15 protein-coding genes, 1 tRNA gene and 1 pseudogene are annotated in these 15004 nt (G+C 42.6%); 8 read left to right on the top strand and 9 right to left on the bottom strand.

Features of this window, described 5'->3' with window-relative positions; all coding sequences use genetic code 11:
- Positions 1–54: 54 nt before the first annotated feature.
- From RMZ42_RS25140 to RMZ42_RS25120, 5 genes are all read right to left on the bottom strand, one after another.
- Positions 55–618 (bottom strand): Uma2 family endonuclease, encoded by a 564-nt coding sequence (locus tag RMZ42_RS25140; protein ID WP_322673972.1) that lies wholly within the window; start codon positions 616–618, stop codon positions 55–57.
- Positions 619–711: 93 nt separating this feature from the next.
- Positions 712–1275 (bottom strand): Uma2 family endonuclease, encoded by a 564-nt coding sequence (locus tag RMZ42_RS25135; RefSeq protein WP_322673971.1) that lies wholly within the window; start codon positions 1273–1275, stop codon positions 712–714.
- A gap of 42 nt (positions 1276–1317) precedes the next feature.
- The gene (locus RMZ42_RS25130; RefSeq protein WP_322673970.1) at positions 1318–1470 is read right to left on the bottom strand and encodes a hypothetical protein; all 153 of its coding nucleotides are present in this window, start codon (positions 1468–1470) and stop codon (positions 1318–1320) included.
- A gap of 203 nt (positions 1471–1673) precedes the next feature.
- Positions 1674–2297, bottom strand: coding sequence for a chorismate lyase (locus tag RMZ42_RS25125; RefSeq protein ID WP_322673969.1), 624 nt, complete (start codon positions 2295–2297; stop codon positions 1674–1676).
- Positions 2298–2479: 182 nt separating this feature from the next.
- Positions 2480–2560 (bottom strand) — tRNA-Leu (locus tag RMZ42_RS25120).
- A gap of 476 nt (positions 2561–3036) precedes the next feature.
- Here RMZ42_RS25120 and accC point away from each other — a divergent pair.
- Positions 3037–4380: an acetyl-CoA carboxylase biotin carboxylase subunit gene (accC, locus tag RMZ42_RS25115; protein ID WP_322673968.1), complete on the top strand. Its 1344-nt coding sequence runs from the start codon at positions 3037–3039 to the stop codon at positions 4378–4380.
- A gap of 64 nt (positions 4381–4444) precedes the next feature.
- On the opposite strand, the gene RMZ42_RS25110 is transcribed toward accC, so the two are convergent.
- Positions 4445–4738, bottom strand: a complete 294-nt coding sequence (locus RMZ42_RS25110) for a YggT family protein (protein WP_094350101.1) — start codon at positions 4736–4738, stop codon at positions 4445–4447.
- A 288-nt stretch (positions 4739–5026) separates the two neighbouring features.
- Here RMZ42_RS25110 and psbX point away from each other — a divergent pair, with 288 nt between their 5' ends.
- The 4 genes from psbX to RMZ42_RS25090 all read left to right on the top strand — a co-directional run bounded on the left by psbX (position 5027) and on the right by RMZ42_RS25090 (position 7543).
- The gene (gene psbX / locus RMZ42_RS25105) at positions 5027–5146 is read left to right on the top strand and encodes a photosystem II reaction center X protein (RefSeq protein WP_174709687.1); all 120 of its coding nucleotides are present in this window, start codon (positions 5027–5029) and stop codon (positions 5144–5146) included.
- A gap of 248 nt (positions 5147–5394) precedes the next feature.
- Positions 5395–6312: a Ycf66 family protein gene (locus RMZ42_RS25100; protein ID WP_322673967.1), complete on the top strand. Its 918-nt coding sequence runs from the start codon at positions 5395–5397 to the stop codon at positions 6310–6312.
- A 47-nt stretch (positions 6313–6359) separates the two neighbouring features.
- Complete coding sequence (locus RMZ42_RS25095) at positions 6360–6920, top strand: hypothetical protein (RefSeq protein ID WP_322673966.1); 561 nt, start codon at positions 6360–6362, stop codon at positions 6918–6920.
- 98 nt (positions 6921–7018) lie between these two features.
- Positions 7019–7543 (top strand): Tol biopolymer transporter periplasmic protein, encoded by a 525-nt coding sequence (locus tag RMZ42_RS25090; RefSeq protein WP_322673965.1) that lies wholly within the window; start codon positions 7019–7021, stop codon positions 7541–7543.
- Positions 7544–7741: 198 nt separating this feature from the next.
- On the opposite strand, the gene RMZ42_RS25085 is transcribed toward RMZ42_RS25090, so the two are convergent.
- Complete coding sequence (locus tag RMZ42_RS25085) at positions 7742–8746, bottom strand: succinate dehydrogenase/fumarate reductase iron-sulfur subunit (protein ID WP_322674023.1); 1005 nt, start codon at positions 8744–8746, stop codon at positions 7742–7744.
- 1473 nt (positions 8747–10219) lie between these two features.
- Here RMZ42_RS25085 and RMZ42_RS25080 point away from each other — a divergent pair.
- On the top strand, positions 10220–10657 hold the full coding sequence (locus RMZ42_RS25080; protein ID WP_094350106.1) for an AbrB family transcriptional regulator: 438 nt from the start codon (positions 10220–10222) through the stop codon (positions 10655–10657).
- A 148-nt stretch (positions 10658–10805) separates the two neighbouring features.
- Positions 10806–11681 (top strand): type II CAAX endopeptidase family protein, encoded by an 876-nt coding sequence (locus tag RMZ42_RS25075; RefSeq protein WP_322673964.1) that lies wholly within the window; start codon positions 10806–10808, stop codon positions 11679–11681.
- Positions 11682–11810: 129 nt separating this feature from the next.
- Here the strand turns inward: RMZ42_RS25075 and RMZ42_RS25070 are convergent, their stop codons facing one another.
- On the bottom strand, positions 11811–12773 hold the full coding sequence (locus RMZ42_RS25070; protein ID WP_322673963.1) for a M48 family metallopeptidase: 963 nt from the start codon (positions 12771–12773) through the stop codon (positions 11811–11813).
- Positions 12774–12940: 167 nt separating this feature from the next.
- Between RMZ42_RS25070 and RMZ42_RS25065 the strand changes: the two genes are divergently transcribed.
- Positions 12941–14491 carry an ATP-dependent DNA helicase gene (locus RMZ42_RS25065; protein WP_322673962.1) on the top strand — a complete coding sequence of 517 codons (1551 nt, stop codon included), beginning with the start codon at positions 12941–12943 and terminating at the stop codon, positions 14489–14491.
- Positions 14492–14754: 263 nt separating this feature from the next.
- Here RMZ42_RS25065 and RMZ42_RS25060 read toward each other — a convergent pair.
- Positions 14755–15004: pseudogene (locus tag RMZ42_RS25060) on the bottom strand (hypothetical protein); the annotation flags it as partial.

Below are 15004 nucleotides of genomic sequence, written 5' to 3'. Positions count from 1 at the left end.
AGCAATCATGTTCTCTCTACTACTCAACGTTTTGGCATGGTAGCGATCGCCTACTTATACTTGCAACTCAAATCCAGGTAGTATATCTTCTCCAGAAACAATCGCTGGCATTTGCACAACTTCTACAGGTTTTAAAAGTCTGTAAATTTCAACCTGGCGATCTTGAGGATTAATCAGCCAACCCAAACGCAGACCATTTTTAATGTATTCCTGCATTTTCTCTTGAATCGGTGCAAGGCGATCTGTCTCCGAACGCAGTTCAATCACAAAGTCGGGTACAAGTGGCGGAAATTTTTTTCGTTGTTCTGGTGTTAAAGCTTCCCACCGCTCTAATTTTACCCAAGCAGCATCAGGAGAACGTTTTGCACCGTTGGGAAGTATAAAGATAGTTGAAGAACTAAAAACTTTCCCTAATTTAGCTTGACGATTCCAAATTTCTAAATCAGCAATCAGTCCAGCTTCCTGATTTCCGCTTTCTCCTCCTACTGGTGGCACAATTATTAATTTTCCAGATGCGTTCATTTCCAGGCTTAGATCACGATTGGCAATACATAATTGATAAAATTGCTCATCGGTTAAATGAGCAATCGGTTCTAGATTTAGCACAACAGTATTCATTAAACCTTTCCTCGCGTCTTTATTGCTAACATCAGTAGGAAATTATTGCTTGTTGGAAGATTTATTGAAGTGTAATTTGAAACCCTCCTATACTTATACTTGCAACTCAAATCCAGGTAGTATATCTTCTCCAGAAACAATCGCTGGCATTTGCACAACTTCTACAGGTTTTAAAAGTCTGTAAATTTCAACCTGGCGATCTTGAGGATTAATCAGCCAACCCAAACGCAGACCATTTTTAATGTATTCCTGCATTTTCTCTTGAATCGGTGCAAGGCGATCTGTCTCCGAACGCAGTTCAATCACAAAGTCGGGTACAAGTGGCGGAAATTTTTTTCGTTGTTCTGGTGTTAAAGCTTCCCACCGCTCTAATTTTACCCAAGCAGCATCAGGAGAACGTTTTGCACCGTTGGGAAGTATAAAGATAGTTGAAGAACTAAAAACTTTCCCTAATTTAGCTTGACGATTCCAATTATTTAAGTCTGTAATTAAATCTGCTTCTTGATTTCCGCTTTCTCCTCCGACTGGTGGCACAATTATTAATTCTCCAGATGCGTTCATTTCCAGGCTGACATCACGATTGGCAATACACAATTGATAAAATTGCTCATCTGTTAAATGAACAATCGGTTCTAGATTTAGCACAACAGTATTCATTAAACCTTTCCTCGCATCTTTCTTGCTAACATCAGTAGGAAATTATTGCTTGTTGGAAGATTTGTTGAGGTGTAATTTGCAGCCCTTGAAATAATGAATCTTCTCAACTATCAGTACCGCGTTTGGTTTGGTGATATCACCTTCGGGAAGTGCGATAAATTCTTTGAGGGTGAGTTGGGTTTTGAGTTGAATCATAGTTGATCTTGAGGAATGACTCTATTTTAAAGAGGATGCGATCGCTAAACAACGGCAAACTATCACCGAAAACTCATTAGTTTAACGGTACTATTAGCAGAAGCGATCGCTGCAACAATAATTCAACGTTCCTTTGATAATTTCATTGGATGATTTCAGCTACTTAGTTTTACTCGATAGCGAGCGGCCTACATCATGGCTTCTTACTGATTTTTGGAATTTAATTGCATAGGCCCCAAATATTTGGTTAAATAAGGCGAAAAAACTTCATAAATTAATGTCAGTGGCTGCCCATGATGCCAAAACAAGTAGTGGCGACCCCAAAAAGGCCCAGTTACACCAAAACCTGATTCTAGTGCCAATGAGTCTCCGTAGTAAATTCCTCGAACATCTCGATACAATTCTGTGCGAAGACGAGCTAAACTTGCCCAAATTGGTAATGAACGGTTTTGTAAATACTCATCGACATGACTGGCTTCCCACCACGAAGTAGCATAGGCTAATCTTTGACCAGAAGCAGTACGCAGCCATACTTGTCGTCGTAATCGCGGTTCTGGGACAGCTTGGATTAACTCAGGAGCAGCATCCAAGTCCATGCCAATCAATGACATATCAATAACATCTACTTCTACAGGCTCACCTGTGAGCAATTCTAAGTGACGTGTTGGAGAGCCGTCACCCAAAAGCATTAGCTGCCATGCAGGTGCTAGCTGAGTGTGAGGTAAACTTTGTTGAATTATTTCCTCCCCTCCTTGCCAAATCGGAGTGAGGCGATGCCAAGCTGGTGGCAGTGTTAAGTTGTTTGTTGGCGGAAAAGAAATAGTCAATGCTTTTTACAAAACTTCACCTATTTCTATAAAAGCATAAAGGACTAGTACTTTGACAAGGCAACTTTACTTAATATCTAGTAAGCACTGAAGTGCTTCGGAAGCAAACTTAATATTTAAGGGTCAACAGTCTAAGGTTTTTTGACCTGTGACTATTGACCCTATGCTTAAACAAGCAAAAATGCGGATGGGGAGACTCGAACTCCCAAGGCAAAGCCACACGCACCTCAAGCGTGCGCGTATACCAATTCCGCCACATCCGCATGGTTTCTCTAAAAATAGACTATAGCATAAGAAAATAATTATAGTAAGGTGATATCTAAATTCAGTTGCTCAAAAAATAAATTTTCTCAAGGCGGTATCAGACTGACAGAAATTTAGCAGCTGTACAAGTGATATTGATTGAAAAGGGTAGAGCTACTGTGTTCGGCAGGGTGCGATCGCGTATCCGTCTGCGGTAGGTGGTGTCGACGACAGGCTATGACGCTCGATAGCGACGTAAGAGCATCTGACTCGCTATCGGCTTCGCAAAAGCCCAGCTTGGTAGTCTAGCCAAGACTTACAGCAGCAATGTTGTTAGTGTAGTAAGACCTGTAGAGGCAGCAAGCCTGCAATGTGCAAGCTTACTTAGAATCAGGGTGGCGAATCTCCTGCAATAATTTGAAATAATGTGGAAGCATTGTTTCAAGTTGGATCGGAGAAAATGTCAATCTACTGGTAATGATATCGAAACTAAAAAATGAAGTTTGACAAAATATTAATTGCCAATCGGGGAGAAATCGCCCTTCGCATTCTCCGCGCCTGTGAAGAAATGGGAATTGCCACAGTTGCGGTTCACTCCACCGTTGACCGTAATGCTCTCCACGTCCAACTTGCTGATGAAGCAGTTTGCATTGGCGAACCTGCTAGTGGTAAAAGTTATTTGAATATTCCCAATATTATTGCTGCTGCACTGACGCGCAATGCTACTGCTATTCATCCAGGTTATGGTTTTTTGGCAGAAAATGCTCGGTTTGCGGAAATCTGTGCCGACCATCATATTGCTTTTATCGGCCCAACTCCAGATGCTATGAGACGGATGGGCGATAAATCCACTGCCAAAGAAACCATGCAAAAAGCTGGAGTACCGACGGTACCAGGTAGTGAGGGATTGGTAGAATCCGAGCAAGAAGGATTAGGATTCGCCAAGGATATCGGCTATCCAGTGATGATCAAAGCTACAGCAGGTGGCGGTGGACGGGGTATGCGCCTAGTTCGTTCTGAAGACGAATTTGTCAAACTTTTTCTCGCAGCCCAAGGCGAAGCAGGAGCAGCTTTTGGGAATTCTGGCGTTTACATAGAAAAATTTATTGAACGTCCCCGCCACATCGAATTTCAAATTTTGGCGGATAACTATGGTAATGTCATCCACTTAGGCGAACGGGATTGCTCAATTCAGCGCCGGAATCAAAAGCTGTTAGAAGAAGCTCCTAGTCCGGCTCTCGACCAAGACCTACGTGAAAAAATGGGACAAGCTGCGATCAAAGCTGCCCAATTCATTAACTACAGTGGGGCGGGTACTATTGAGTTTCTCTTGGATAGATCCGGTAAATTCTACTTTATGGAAATGAACACCCGGATTCAGGTAGAACATCCTGTAACAGAAATGATTACTGGGATAGACTTAGTTGCCGAACAAATCCGCGTTGCTCAAGGTGAAAGACTCAAGCTTACCCAAGACCAAGTAGTATTACGAGGTCATGCGATCGAATGCCGAATCAACGCCGAAGATCCCGATCGTGACTTTCGCCCTTCTCCTGGACGGATTAGTAGCTATCTGCCTCCCGGAGGCCCTGGTGTGCGGATTGATTCCCACGTTTACACAGATTACCAAATCCCACCTTACTACGATTCTTTAATCGGCAAGTTAATCGTTTGGGCGCCAGACCGACCCACTGCTATTAACCGGATGAAACGCGCGCTGCGGGAATGTGCCATTACTGGATTACCTACCACCATTGGGTTTCATCAAAAAATTATGGAAACTCCGCAGTTTTTACAGGGTAATGTCTATACAAATTTTGTGCAGGAAATGAACGGGTAGGAAAGTAGGGAAGGAAAAAGGTTATAGGTTACAGGCGACAAGGTTATAACCTGTAACCTGTACCCTAATTAACACGAGATAGCATAGTCAACAATCCTTGTTGACCTAACAGGATTTCTCGCAGCAGGCTGAAGATACCAACCCAAATAATAGGTGTAATATCTACCCCACCTATAGGTTGCACCAGCTTTCGCAAAGGTATTAAAAATGGCTCAGTTGGCCAAGCTATTAAATTAAAGGGCAAACGATTCAAATCCACTTGCGGATACCAAGTGAGAATGATACGAAATATAAATAAGAATGTCATAACCCCTAACACAGGGCCAAGAATCCAAGCAGTCAGGTTAACACCAGTCATCGGTTTTAGGTACTATCTATCTGTAAAAAAAGAAAAACTTAGGCACAGGCAAGTTGCGCTTTGCATAGACATAGCTACAAAATTTTAAGCTTTGTAAAGCACTCCGATCGTTATTTTAACTAAATGCTGTCACTTCTTTCTGAAATAGAAAAGCGAACTCGCCCATGTGGTTAACTCAATAACTGGTGAAAGAAGTTACCAAGTTTGGCAGTTCAGAGTTAGAGGCTTCTCAAGAAAGTAATTCACTATTAAAATTAGGATGAAGTGTGTAAAAAAAGGTTGAGAAGTATGACGCCTTCTTTAGCAAATTTTCTTTGGAGCCTGCTATGGGGTACAGCAATTGTTGTAATACCCGCTACTGTTGGTCTAATTTTCATTAGCCAAAAAGATAAAATACAGCGTTCATAATGCTTATGAGAGTTAAATTAGCTCTCGTAATCGATTGTCTGTCAGCTATTTACTTAAATTGCACTAAAAGCAGCATAAACTGCGACTGGTGGCAGTTGTAGCTGACAGACATAGACGTTTTTACTTTTCGGTGAATAGCTTCAGAGCTTCTTTGCCAGAGGCTTTGAAGCTTCAATATATCGTGCCTAATTACAGTAGTGATTTTAATTGTGACTCGCTAACATAGATTTGATATTGGGAAAACAGCAATGATAAATTTTGGGCTGAACTCAGCCAGTTTTCTGGCTCAGGTAAATTTTGGGGCAAACTCAGCCAGTATTCTAGGAATTTTCCTGGCTGTGGCTGGGGCAGCACTGTATTTTCTCCGCACTGTGCGTCCGGAATTGTCACGGGATCAAGATATCTTTTTTGCTGCAGTCGGCTTACTTTGCGGCTTCATTCTCGTCTTTCAAGGATGGCGACTAGACCCGATTCTACAATTTGGTCAACTGCTTTTAGTTGGCACAACTGTGTTTTTTGCAGTTGAAAGTATTCGTCTGCGAAGTATAGCTACTCAGCAAGCAAAGCGCAACACTCCGATTGTGGACGAAGACCGACCGGTTAGCGATCGCTATTCGTACAATAATCGCAGAAACTATCAAGCTGAAATGGAGGCAGACTTAGATCCATTGCCTTATGAAGACGAGGAAGAACGCCCAGTGCGTCCCCGGATTCGCGGTAGCAGGGATGAGATTTCAACTCGTGATGACTACTATCAGGAACAACCTCCCCGTCGTACAGAACGCCGCAACAGCAGCACTAGTGAAAGACAGGCTCCATCTGATAGAACGCGCCGGCGGACTTCTGGGCGTCCTGTAAATCGCCCTTCTGAAAGCTTTGAAGAAGAGAACTGGGGTTCTTCATCTAGGCAAGTTGATGATTGGGAAAATTCGGGTGGGGAAGTTAGAAAACCTTCTCGCCGTAGTAATAACGGGTCACAGCGTCCCGAAAGTCGTGAAGATGATGTTTCTCCTAGACCGAGAAGGCGTCGTCCGCCCACTGACTCAACTTCTCGAAGACCGCGCGAAGATGATGATGCGATCCCAACCGATTATGTGCCATACAACCCAATTGAAAAACCAAATGAGGGGCCAGATAATCTAAGTGACTTTGATGACGATGTTTAAAACAGTTGGCGTGCAAGTAGGTTTAAAGGCGACGGAAAACAGTTGAGGTGGAAAAATTTACGCCTGCATTTTGGCTCCAAAGACCAATTCATTGGAGCCTGGTTTTTGGTTTAACAAGTTTGCTTGTATCTTGTGGTTCTAACGATATTCCCATAGGGCCTACTTCTCTTAACAGTCGCTACACCGAGGAGCAACCTGCTTTGAGTGGAAATGGACGCTTTTTAGCGTTTGTATCTAATCGGAATGGTAATCAGCAGCTACTAATGTACGATTTGGAGAGGCAACTGTTTATTAGTACACCGGGAATAAACCGACAGGAGACAATTGCCGAAAGTCCTAGTTTGAGCTACACCGGGCGTTATATTTCTTATCTTACTAGTGACCAGGGAAGACCAGTGGTAGCGCTTTACGATCGCGCTACGCAACAGTCGCAAATTGTCACACCAATTTATCGCGGCTGGGTCAGAAAACCAAATATTAGTCCAGATGGACGTTATGTTGTCTTTGAAACTGCTACTCGTGGTCAGTGGGATATTGAAGTCCTAGACCGGGGGCCAAATATTGAGTTAGATATTCCCAATGGTGCAACCGTAGGTTCACCTCCGTAGGAGTTAGGAGAGACGCGATTAATCGCGTCTGTACAGGAGTTAAAAGTTAGGAGTTAGGAGTTGTGAGACTATTGACTAATGACTAATGACTAAATTATATGAAACGTGTTTTTTTTATACCTATATTTTTCTGTTTAAGTTTATTGACTGGGTGTTTTGGCTACCCTCGGATTTTGAGTTATCCCTTTGATCCAGGGGGTCGAAGTCTTAATAGTTTAGCGTCGGAATTAAACCCCCAAATTTCTGGGAGATACATTGTTTTTATTACTGACCGACGCGGTAGCCAAGATGTTTATATGTTTGATACGGTAACTCGTGATTTGGTTGATTTGCCAGGTTTAAATTCCTTTGATGCGATCGCAAATCATCCTAGCGTTTCACAAGATGGTCGTTATATTGTATTTGCTGCTAGCCGCCAGGGGCGATCGGCTATTTTTCTCTACGACCGAGAAACACGCCAATCACGGAATTTGACCAACAACCTGCAAGCCGAAGTCCGCAACCCTACAATTAGTGCTGATGGTAGCAGGATTGCTTTTGAGTCTAGTAACAATGGTCAGTGGGATGTTTTAGTATATGACCGTTATGGACAGCCGTTGAATATACCTCAAGAACCGCGTTGAACTATAGTTAGGGGTTAGGAGTTAGGAGTTAAAATTCCTCACTCCTAACTCCTTAGGGACTTCCAATTAAAAAAATATTCCATTGCTTAGAAGGCAGGGGAGCAGGGGGCAGGGGGCAGGGGGAAAGAAAGTCGTGTTGATAGGGGTGAAATGGGATAATTTATTTTCTGGAAGTCCCTTACTCCTCCTTCCTCACCTTTAACTTTTGTTTTCTACTTGTTGAACAGATTCAATGAGCGATCGCACTTGTTCCGTACCCTCAGAAGATTCAAATGATAAAGGAAACTTACCCCGGAGGATCATCCGCAAACCGAGGGGTGCAAGACTGAGTAATCCTTTTAAATCCTGAAAATAATTACCAACTACTTGTAAACCAAATTGGCGTTCATCAATCCAACCACCTTCTTTAACTAAATCTATCAATACTTTCCGGTGACGAATTGAACGACTATCGCTGACTTGTTTTTGGGTGAGAATTTCTTGTTTAACTTTGGTGATTTGTTCTAATGGTGCAACTTCCATTGGACAAACAGAATCACAGTACAAACAACGGGTGCAACCCCATACGCCTTTAGTACCTTCGTTATAGCTTGCTAAACGATTTTCGGTATCGCTATCGCGGGAGTCTGCTACCATTCGGTAAGCTTTGGCAAGGGCATGGGGACCTACAAAGTCTGGATTAACTTCACGAGCGTTGCATTCAGAGTAACAAGCACCGCACATAATACAGTTACCAGTTTGATCGAGGCGCGATCGCTCTTGTGGTGTTTGCAAAAACTCTCTTTCTGGTACTTGTCGTGCTGCCGTACTCACATAAGGGGCAACTGCCTCTAGATTATTCCAAAAGCTGCTCATATCTACAACCAAATCTTTAATCACGGGCATATTGCCAAGAGGCGCGATCGTGATTTCAGCAATAGCATTTACTTTACTTTGAGATGATGGTATTTGTTGTAATCTGGCAAGTTCGCTCCCAACATTTTCTTTACAAGCTAAAGCCGAACGCCCATTAATTCGCATAGCACAGCTACCACAAATAGTATTGCGGCAATTTTTGCGAAATGCCAAAGTTCCATCTTGCTCCCACTTAATATGATTGAGGCAATCCAAGATTGTATTACCTGGTTCGGCCTCTACAATGTAGGTTTGCACAACAGGGGAGGAATTTTGTTGCTGTCGAATGACCTTAAAAATAACTTCCATAAATACTAACCAAAATTTTAAAATTACTTCACCAGCCTCAACAATCATGAGTCAAAGCAGCTAGTTGCGAAAAGTGAGTTATACTTTTTGCCCCTAATTCAAACCCTGGTGTTAATAGGCTGACGATTAAAGCGCGACTGATTCTAGTTTAAGGATAACCATTAAAATTTTACTTGTACTAGCGCTGTAGGCAAGATTTTTGTCAAATTCTAAGTTAAAACGCCAAAAATGTCATCGCAGCTTTGCATTGAATTTATCTGTTTGGCAATGTAAAGGAAAGAGAGTTTGCTTCAAAAGTAACTTCAGTTGATCTTTGATCTAGCGATCCTATCCAAATGAAATGCATCTGAAGTTAGCAACATGTCTTGATGTCAACTTTAGTCAAGCAGTCCTGACAGTAAAATTCCACCTTCGCCACCACTTGACAGAATTTTTTGATTATATAGAAGTCTGAAAGCCCATGTTTAATATATAGTAGTGGCAATCAAGCACTAAGCAGATGTTAAGAGATTTGTTCATCCCATAGACAGACGTGCAAAATCCTCTGGCCGCTTTTGACCTGAAGATAATAAACCGAGGAAAAATCCTCACCACTTTCAAATAAAAGTTAGAGTAGCGCGAAACCCGGAGGTGCATGACTTTTCACTTTTTGGCTTGCTCTCAATCAACAAAATATGCGATTGAACTCATTGGTCAAAATTGCTCGTCTCAATATATAAATTTTTATAAAAGCCAGATAGCAATGCTCGCGCTTGCAATAATAAAGGGTTAAGAAAATCGTCACTGCTTTTTTCAACTTTCAAGTCCAGGAATTTAAATAAAAATTTACCAGCAACTTTAATTCAAAATTAAACAACTATTTTGCTATTATTAGTCCATGCTAGTATTTAATATAAAATTACGAAGTAGCAAAACCAGAATCAATAGCCGTATCAGCGCGGTTACTACTGCTTTGTTGATTCGTAATGTAGAGACAAGAAAATTCGCGTCTCTATTGGTAGGACAAAAGGGTGTATGCCCGTAGGACTCTATTGAAATACTATGCTGTCCTAACCTTGAGAGGACGAGTGGAGAAAACTCTACTTGCTCATTGGCAAGAAAGGCAAGCACTGAAAGTGAAAAACCTGCAATTTTTTGGGTCTACGACTTATTTGCAGTAGAACCTAACCCCATTTGTAATGGTGGCTGAAAGTTACACCGCTACAGTAGCGCTAAAGAAGAAAATAGTTTTCTTTCTGATGGCGAATAATGGTTAAAAGTGCCGTAACATCACCAAAATTAATGTCTGTGGCAACTATGGCCTCTAGTTGGTTGTAGACAACCATATATAGAAGTGCTTTTGGCTCCTATCGGCAGGAATTCACCCGTTACACTAGGGTCTTCAGTAGCTCTATGCAAATGCTAAAAAATTAAATGCTGGCATGAGACTACATAGTTTATCAGTTTGGAGAGAGTAAGGAAAATTTGAGCATAATGACTGAAACTGCAACCGCGCCATTAACTGGAAAAGCACTACTTGCTAAAGTAAAAGAACTTTCCACATTACCACGCCGAGAAAGAGCTAAACAGTGCGGCTATTACACTGTTACTAAGAATAACCAAGTTCGTGTTAATCTCACCGATTTTTATGACGCTTTGCTATCTGCTAGGGGAATTCCTCTAAGTCCAGAAGCACCTAAAGATGGTCGTGGTCGCGAACCGACATATCGGGTTAGTGTCCATCAAAATGGTCAGATTGTAATTGGTGCTACATATACCAAAGCAATGGGCTTGAAGGCTGGAGATGAGTTTGAAATTAGGCTGGGATACAAACATATTCACCTGATTCAACTAGGTGAAAGCGATAAAAAACTAACCTCACAAGATATAGATTCTGACGAATCAGACGAAGATTTAGAAGACGAAGAGTAAATTTGCTGATGGTAAGGATAAGTTTCAGGTGATGATAACTTGTCCTTACCTCGACAGCAAATTGGTAGCCAGGTAAAAAATACGATTAGACCCCTTGCAGAATTCACCAAATTTAGTAGAGTCTTGATTAATCAGCAAGAAATCTATAATGCAAGAAGTCTATCGTGTTTTTTTGTTTATTTTGATAAATTTCTTTGAGTCTTCGGTCAACGCCTTACTGGCGTTTAGAGAAAATGCACCGCCACTAGTTATAGTGACGGCATTTTTTGTTTGCTGGATAGTTTGCTGGTTGCCAGTAGCAACAGTATCAGCAATATTGCTTAATTGGCAACCTTCTAAACCTTTACAGCCAGAGCAAAAAATGCCTTTATTGGTGTCACTTTACCTGTTAGCTCCCCCGATCCTCTGGGGAGTTGTTTGGTTGAGTAATAAATCTTTTTCAGATTACGGCTTTGTTGCCAATTTTTCAACTCTTAGTTTTTTAGCGCTAGGTTTTGGTTTGGGAGTGCTGAGTCTAGCTATTGTATTTAGTGGGCAATTCGGGTTAGGTTGGTGTTCTTTTGAAAAGTCTAATTTCAAATTACTACTACCCATATTGCTACCGATTTTCTTGATAGCGTTATTAGTCGGTGGGATAGAAGAATTAGTTTTTCGCGGTTTCCTGTTCACAGAATTAGCACAGGATTACCCAGTTTGGTTAGCAGCAGCAATTTCTAGCTTGATTTTTGCCTTGTTACACTTGGTTTGGGAGCAATGCGAAACTGCACCCCAACTTCCTGGATTATGGCTGATGGGAATGGTGCTGGTGTTAGCACGCTTTGCCTCTAGAGGTAATTTGGGTTTAGCTTGGGGATTGCACGCAGGATGGGTATGGGCGATCGCTACCATAGATACAGCACAACTAATTACTTACACTGGTAAAGCCTCTGACTGGTTCACAGGTAAAAATAAAAAACCCCTAGCTGGCTTGGCGGGAATTATTTGTGTATTGGGAACTGGAGTAATTATTTGGTTCAACTCTTAAGTATTGTAATTTCCCATAGAGAGATGTACGTTAACGCAGATCCCCGACTTCTCCAAAAAATCGGGGATCTAAATCCAACGATTTAGTAGGCACTATTCCACCCTACTAATCTTTATTTAGTGCTCAAAACTACTCAGACCTTCGGATTCTGTCAATTTCTCGTTGTAATTCTTCAATTTGGCGGCGTAAAATTTCTGTTTGATTTTCGGAAGATTCTGCTGAAACATTTACCGTTCCGGAAGCAGGCGATCGCTGATAATTTCCTCGGCGAATTTGCTGATATTCTTCGGATACAGCCCACGACCGTAAGTAATGCAAGCGTTCAACAGGGAAAGGATGACTCAACATCATACCCTGAGCGCCATTGTAGATTAAAAACTTATATATCTGATTCAGTCCATCCTCGTCCAATGCCTGATAATTTTCTGACTGCTTGATAAACTCTTGTAAACTACATTCATTGGCATATTTGTTACTACCGCCAGAAAGTTTCATCATCGTTGACATCACAGGATTCAAGTCATCCATTACTAGTAGTGCAGCGCGATCTGACGATAACTCGGCTTTGCGCCGCCATTCAAAAAAGGCGTAAATCAAGCCTTGGGTAACAATATTACCGATGCCGAAGGTCAATTCTCCCAATGCCGAAGCAGCACTCATCGCCCACATCGCCATTTGAATTAAAATAGTATGACCACATTTAATATGCCCCAGTTCATGGGCTAGCACCGTCCGAATCTCGGCTTCGTCTAGTAAGTCTAGTATCCCTGTATTTATGACTATGTAAGGATTTTCTTGCCCCAAGGCATAGCTATTTACTTGGGGATTTTGCGAGACAAACAGTGTTGGTTCTGGGTAAATGTCCAAATCTCGGACGCATTCCCGAAACATCTGGTAAATAGTGGAATATTGACGCGGCCCAACTTGGATGCTGTTACCCATTAGATAGACTAATTGAGGGCGTTCGTAGATAAATTCCACAAATTTACGAGCGATTAAATCAAATCCTGGCAAATTTCGTAAAGCTTGCTCCGCTTGGCGATCTAGTGGATGCCTGAAGGCTTCGCTGGAAATTCCTGTGTAAGTTGGCATAATTTAGGGTATTGGATGATTGGTCATTGGTCATTAGTCATTGGTCATTGGTCATTGGTCATTAGCAAAGGACAAAGGACAAAGGACAAATGACAAATGACAAATGACAAGATAATAGAAATGGGGCAATTGGAAGTAAAAATCACTTTGTATGGAATTGAAAGCGTGTGATTGAGGCAGAAGTTCATTTGTCACTACATAACTTTTTGCGATCGCAAGCGGGGTTCCCTTCCTGGCCCCATCATTTGACGATGGCACGGTTGGTAGCACGCGCCTTGCGCCTGGGACGTAGCGCCCTAATTCAAGTCGGGGCGGTTTGTGGCTATCAAGGGCGGTATCGTACTAGTTTTGTAGCATCAGCCCTGATGTGGCATGGCCCTGTAATTATTGTTGCTCAAGAAACAGTGCAGCAACTTCTGCTACGGGTTGAAATTCCCCGTCTACAGCAGTGGCTACCAACCAATAAATCGATTAGGACAGGTGATGCTTGGCCTGATGCCCAGTTCCAAGGGCTACTGCTGACCTCCCCAGAAGCTTGGTTAAAAGGACAGTTAACTGGTGGCTCACGCTTTCCCCAAGGCATTCCCACAATTATTGATGGGGTAGACGATCTTGAAGATTGGGTGCGTCATCAACTTACCCAAGATATTCAACCCGATGATTGGGATCAACTCATGCTAGCTTGTCCCAACCAAGCTGAGGCAATTCGTGAAGCACGGATACAACTAACACACGAACTTTTTCAGCATCCTGCTAATCCATATCAGTGCTATCTAATTTCCCAGCCAGAAATAGAAATTTTAAGCCGTCTCTATTCTGCTTTAGAGTCAGTACAAGCACTGCCAGAACCTTGGAAACAATTCTGGCAACAATTTCAAACCCTCAACGAAAATCTTTCCTCCCCTGCTCTCTTCTGGGCGACTATTGCCCATCGGCAAGGTTTATTTTCTTTGCACTACGCCCCAATGGAATTAGGGGAAATACTCTCGCCGATTTGGCAGCGACAACCAGTAGTTTTAATTGGCAGCGCTATCGAACCGGAAACTGAGGCTCCCCTTTTTCGCCAGCGCCTGGGTTTGGAAGATTTAACTTGCTTGAAGTTCTCTTCGGAGAGTCAAGCAGAAGCAATTCAACTGTATGTACCCTATAAGTTGCCCTTACCCAACACGCCAGAATTTCAAGCGGCATTTATTCACAAAGTCCGCACACTGGTTTGTCTAAGTGCGACAGCGCCAGGATTAACTGTTGTCTTGGTGGGGGATGTACCACTAAAGGCTCAAGTAGCGGCAATTCTGGCTTCAGAGTTTGGTTCGCGGGTGCAAGTAGAAAAAACTTGTTTAGATGAAAATGGTATTTTGATTAGCGGTTGGGAATTTTGGCGAGAACATCAACGAGTTTTGCCAGCACCCCATCTGTTAATCATTGCTACGTTGCCCCTACCATCTTTGGAAAATCCCTTGGTAGCTGGTAGGGTAGCTCTTTATAAGCGATCGCATCAAGATTGGTTCCGTTTATACTTGTTGCCAGCAGCTTTAAATGAATTACAACGGGCGATCGCTCCAGTACGAGAAAGTCAAGGGATTGTGGCTTTGCTTGATAGTCGTGTAGTTAACCGCAGCTACGGCGCTCAAATTCTCACAGCTTTAAGTCCTCTGGCACGCATTAACTATCTCGATCCCAGCCTGTTTTCCAATACCGATGAGGAAAATTCTGCTTAAAATTCAGTTACCAGTGACGCCACTTGACGGCAGTTGCTCCACTTGGTGAGCGAGTCCGGTCTTGTTGTTTCAACAAAGAGGAACTCGCGAACCCGAAGGGGGAGACCCCAAGACCGCACTGCCTTCTCCACTTGGGGAGACCCCAAGACCCTTCGGGTTCGGCAGTCTCCCAGACGCTCGTTCCTCGCTACCGCTACCGCTAGCACTAACGACGGAAACCGCCATCGCGCTTCGCGTCTCCCCTTGGGAGAAGACAGGGCTGCCTACCGCAGTGGCTCCCCAATGCCCAATTTAAATTTTGACGAAGCAAAGCGCGATCGCCTAAAAGCAAGCATTATTATCAGCTTATACAAGGTGATGCAATTCATCGCCTTTCGAGTAAGCATAATTCCTGGCAAAATAAATTTAGAACCTAAGTAGAATTTGAGTTGCTGATTATGGGTGAAGCAAAACGTCGTGTGCGATTCGTTGTTTAGTGAATCACGGTAATCAGTCCGTACATAACTAAACCAG

The organism is Nostoc sp. DedQUE05 (assembly GCF_034530955.1).
Lineage (GTDB): Bacteria > Cyanobacteriota > Cyanobacteriia > Cyanobacteriales > Nostocaceae > Nostoc.
The sequence above is the reverse complement of the archived record's forward strand: the minus strand, read 5'-3'. Positions and strand labels throughout refer to the sequence as shown.

Excerpts from the sequence above, each read along its gene's own strand:
- psbX (WP_174709687.1), top strand. The coding sequence starts at position 5,027 with ATGACGCCTTCTTTAGCAAATTTTCTTTGGAGCCTGCTATGGGGTACA.
- RMZ42_RS25080 (WP_094350106.1), top strand. The coding sequence starts at position 10,220 with ATGACTGAAACTGCAACCGCGCCATTAACTGGAAAAGCACTACTTGCT.
- RMZ42_RS25110 (WP_094350101.1), bottom strand. The coding sequence starts at position 4,738 with ATGACTGGTGTTAACCTGACTGCTTGGATTCTTGGCCCTGTGTTAGGG.
- RMZ42_RS25140 (WP_322673972.1), bottom strand. The coding sequence starts at position 618 with ATGAATACTGTTGTGCTAAATCTAGAACCGATTGCTCATTTAACCGAT.
- RMZ42_RS25135 (WP_322673971.1), bottom strand. The coding sequence starts at position 1,275 with ATGAATACTGTTGTGCTAAATCTAGAACCGATTGTTCATTTAACAGAT.
- RMZ42_RS25075 (WP_322673964.1), top strand. The coding sequence starts at position 10,806 with ATGCAAGAAGTCTATCGTGTTTTTTTGTTTATTTTGATAAATTTCTTT.
- RMZ42_RS25090 (WP_322673965.1), top strand. The coding sequence starts at position 7,019 with ATGAAACGTGTTTTTTTTATACCTATATTTTTCTGTTTAAGTTTATTG.
- RMZ42_RS25085 (WP_322674023.1), bottom strand. The coding sequence starts at position 8,746 with ATGGAAGTTATTTTTAAGGTCATTCGACAGCAACAAAATTCCTCCCCT.
- RMZ42_RS25070 (WP_322673963.1), bottom strand. The coding sequence starts at position 12,773 with ATGCCAACTTACACAGGAATTTCCAGCGAAGCCTTCAGGCATCCACTA.
- accC (WP_322673968.1), top strand. The coding sequence starts at position 3,037 with ATGAAGTTTGACAAAATATTAATTGCCAATCGGGGAGAAATCGCCCTT.
- RMZ42_RS25130 (WP_322673970.1), bottom strand. The coding sequence starts at position 1,470 with ATGATTCAACTCAAAACCCAACTCACCCTCAAAGAATTTATCGCACTT.
- RMZ42_RS25100 (WP_322673967.1), top strand. The coding sequence starts at position 5,395 with ATGATAAATTTTGGGCTGAACTCAGCCAGTTTTCTGGCTCAGGTAAAT.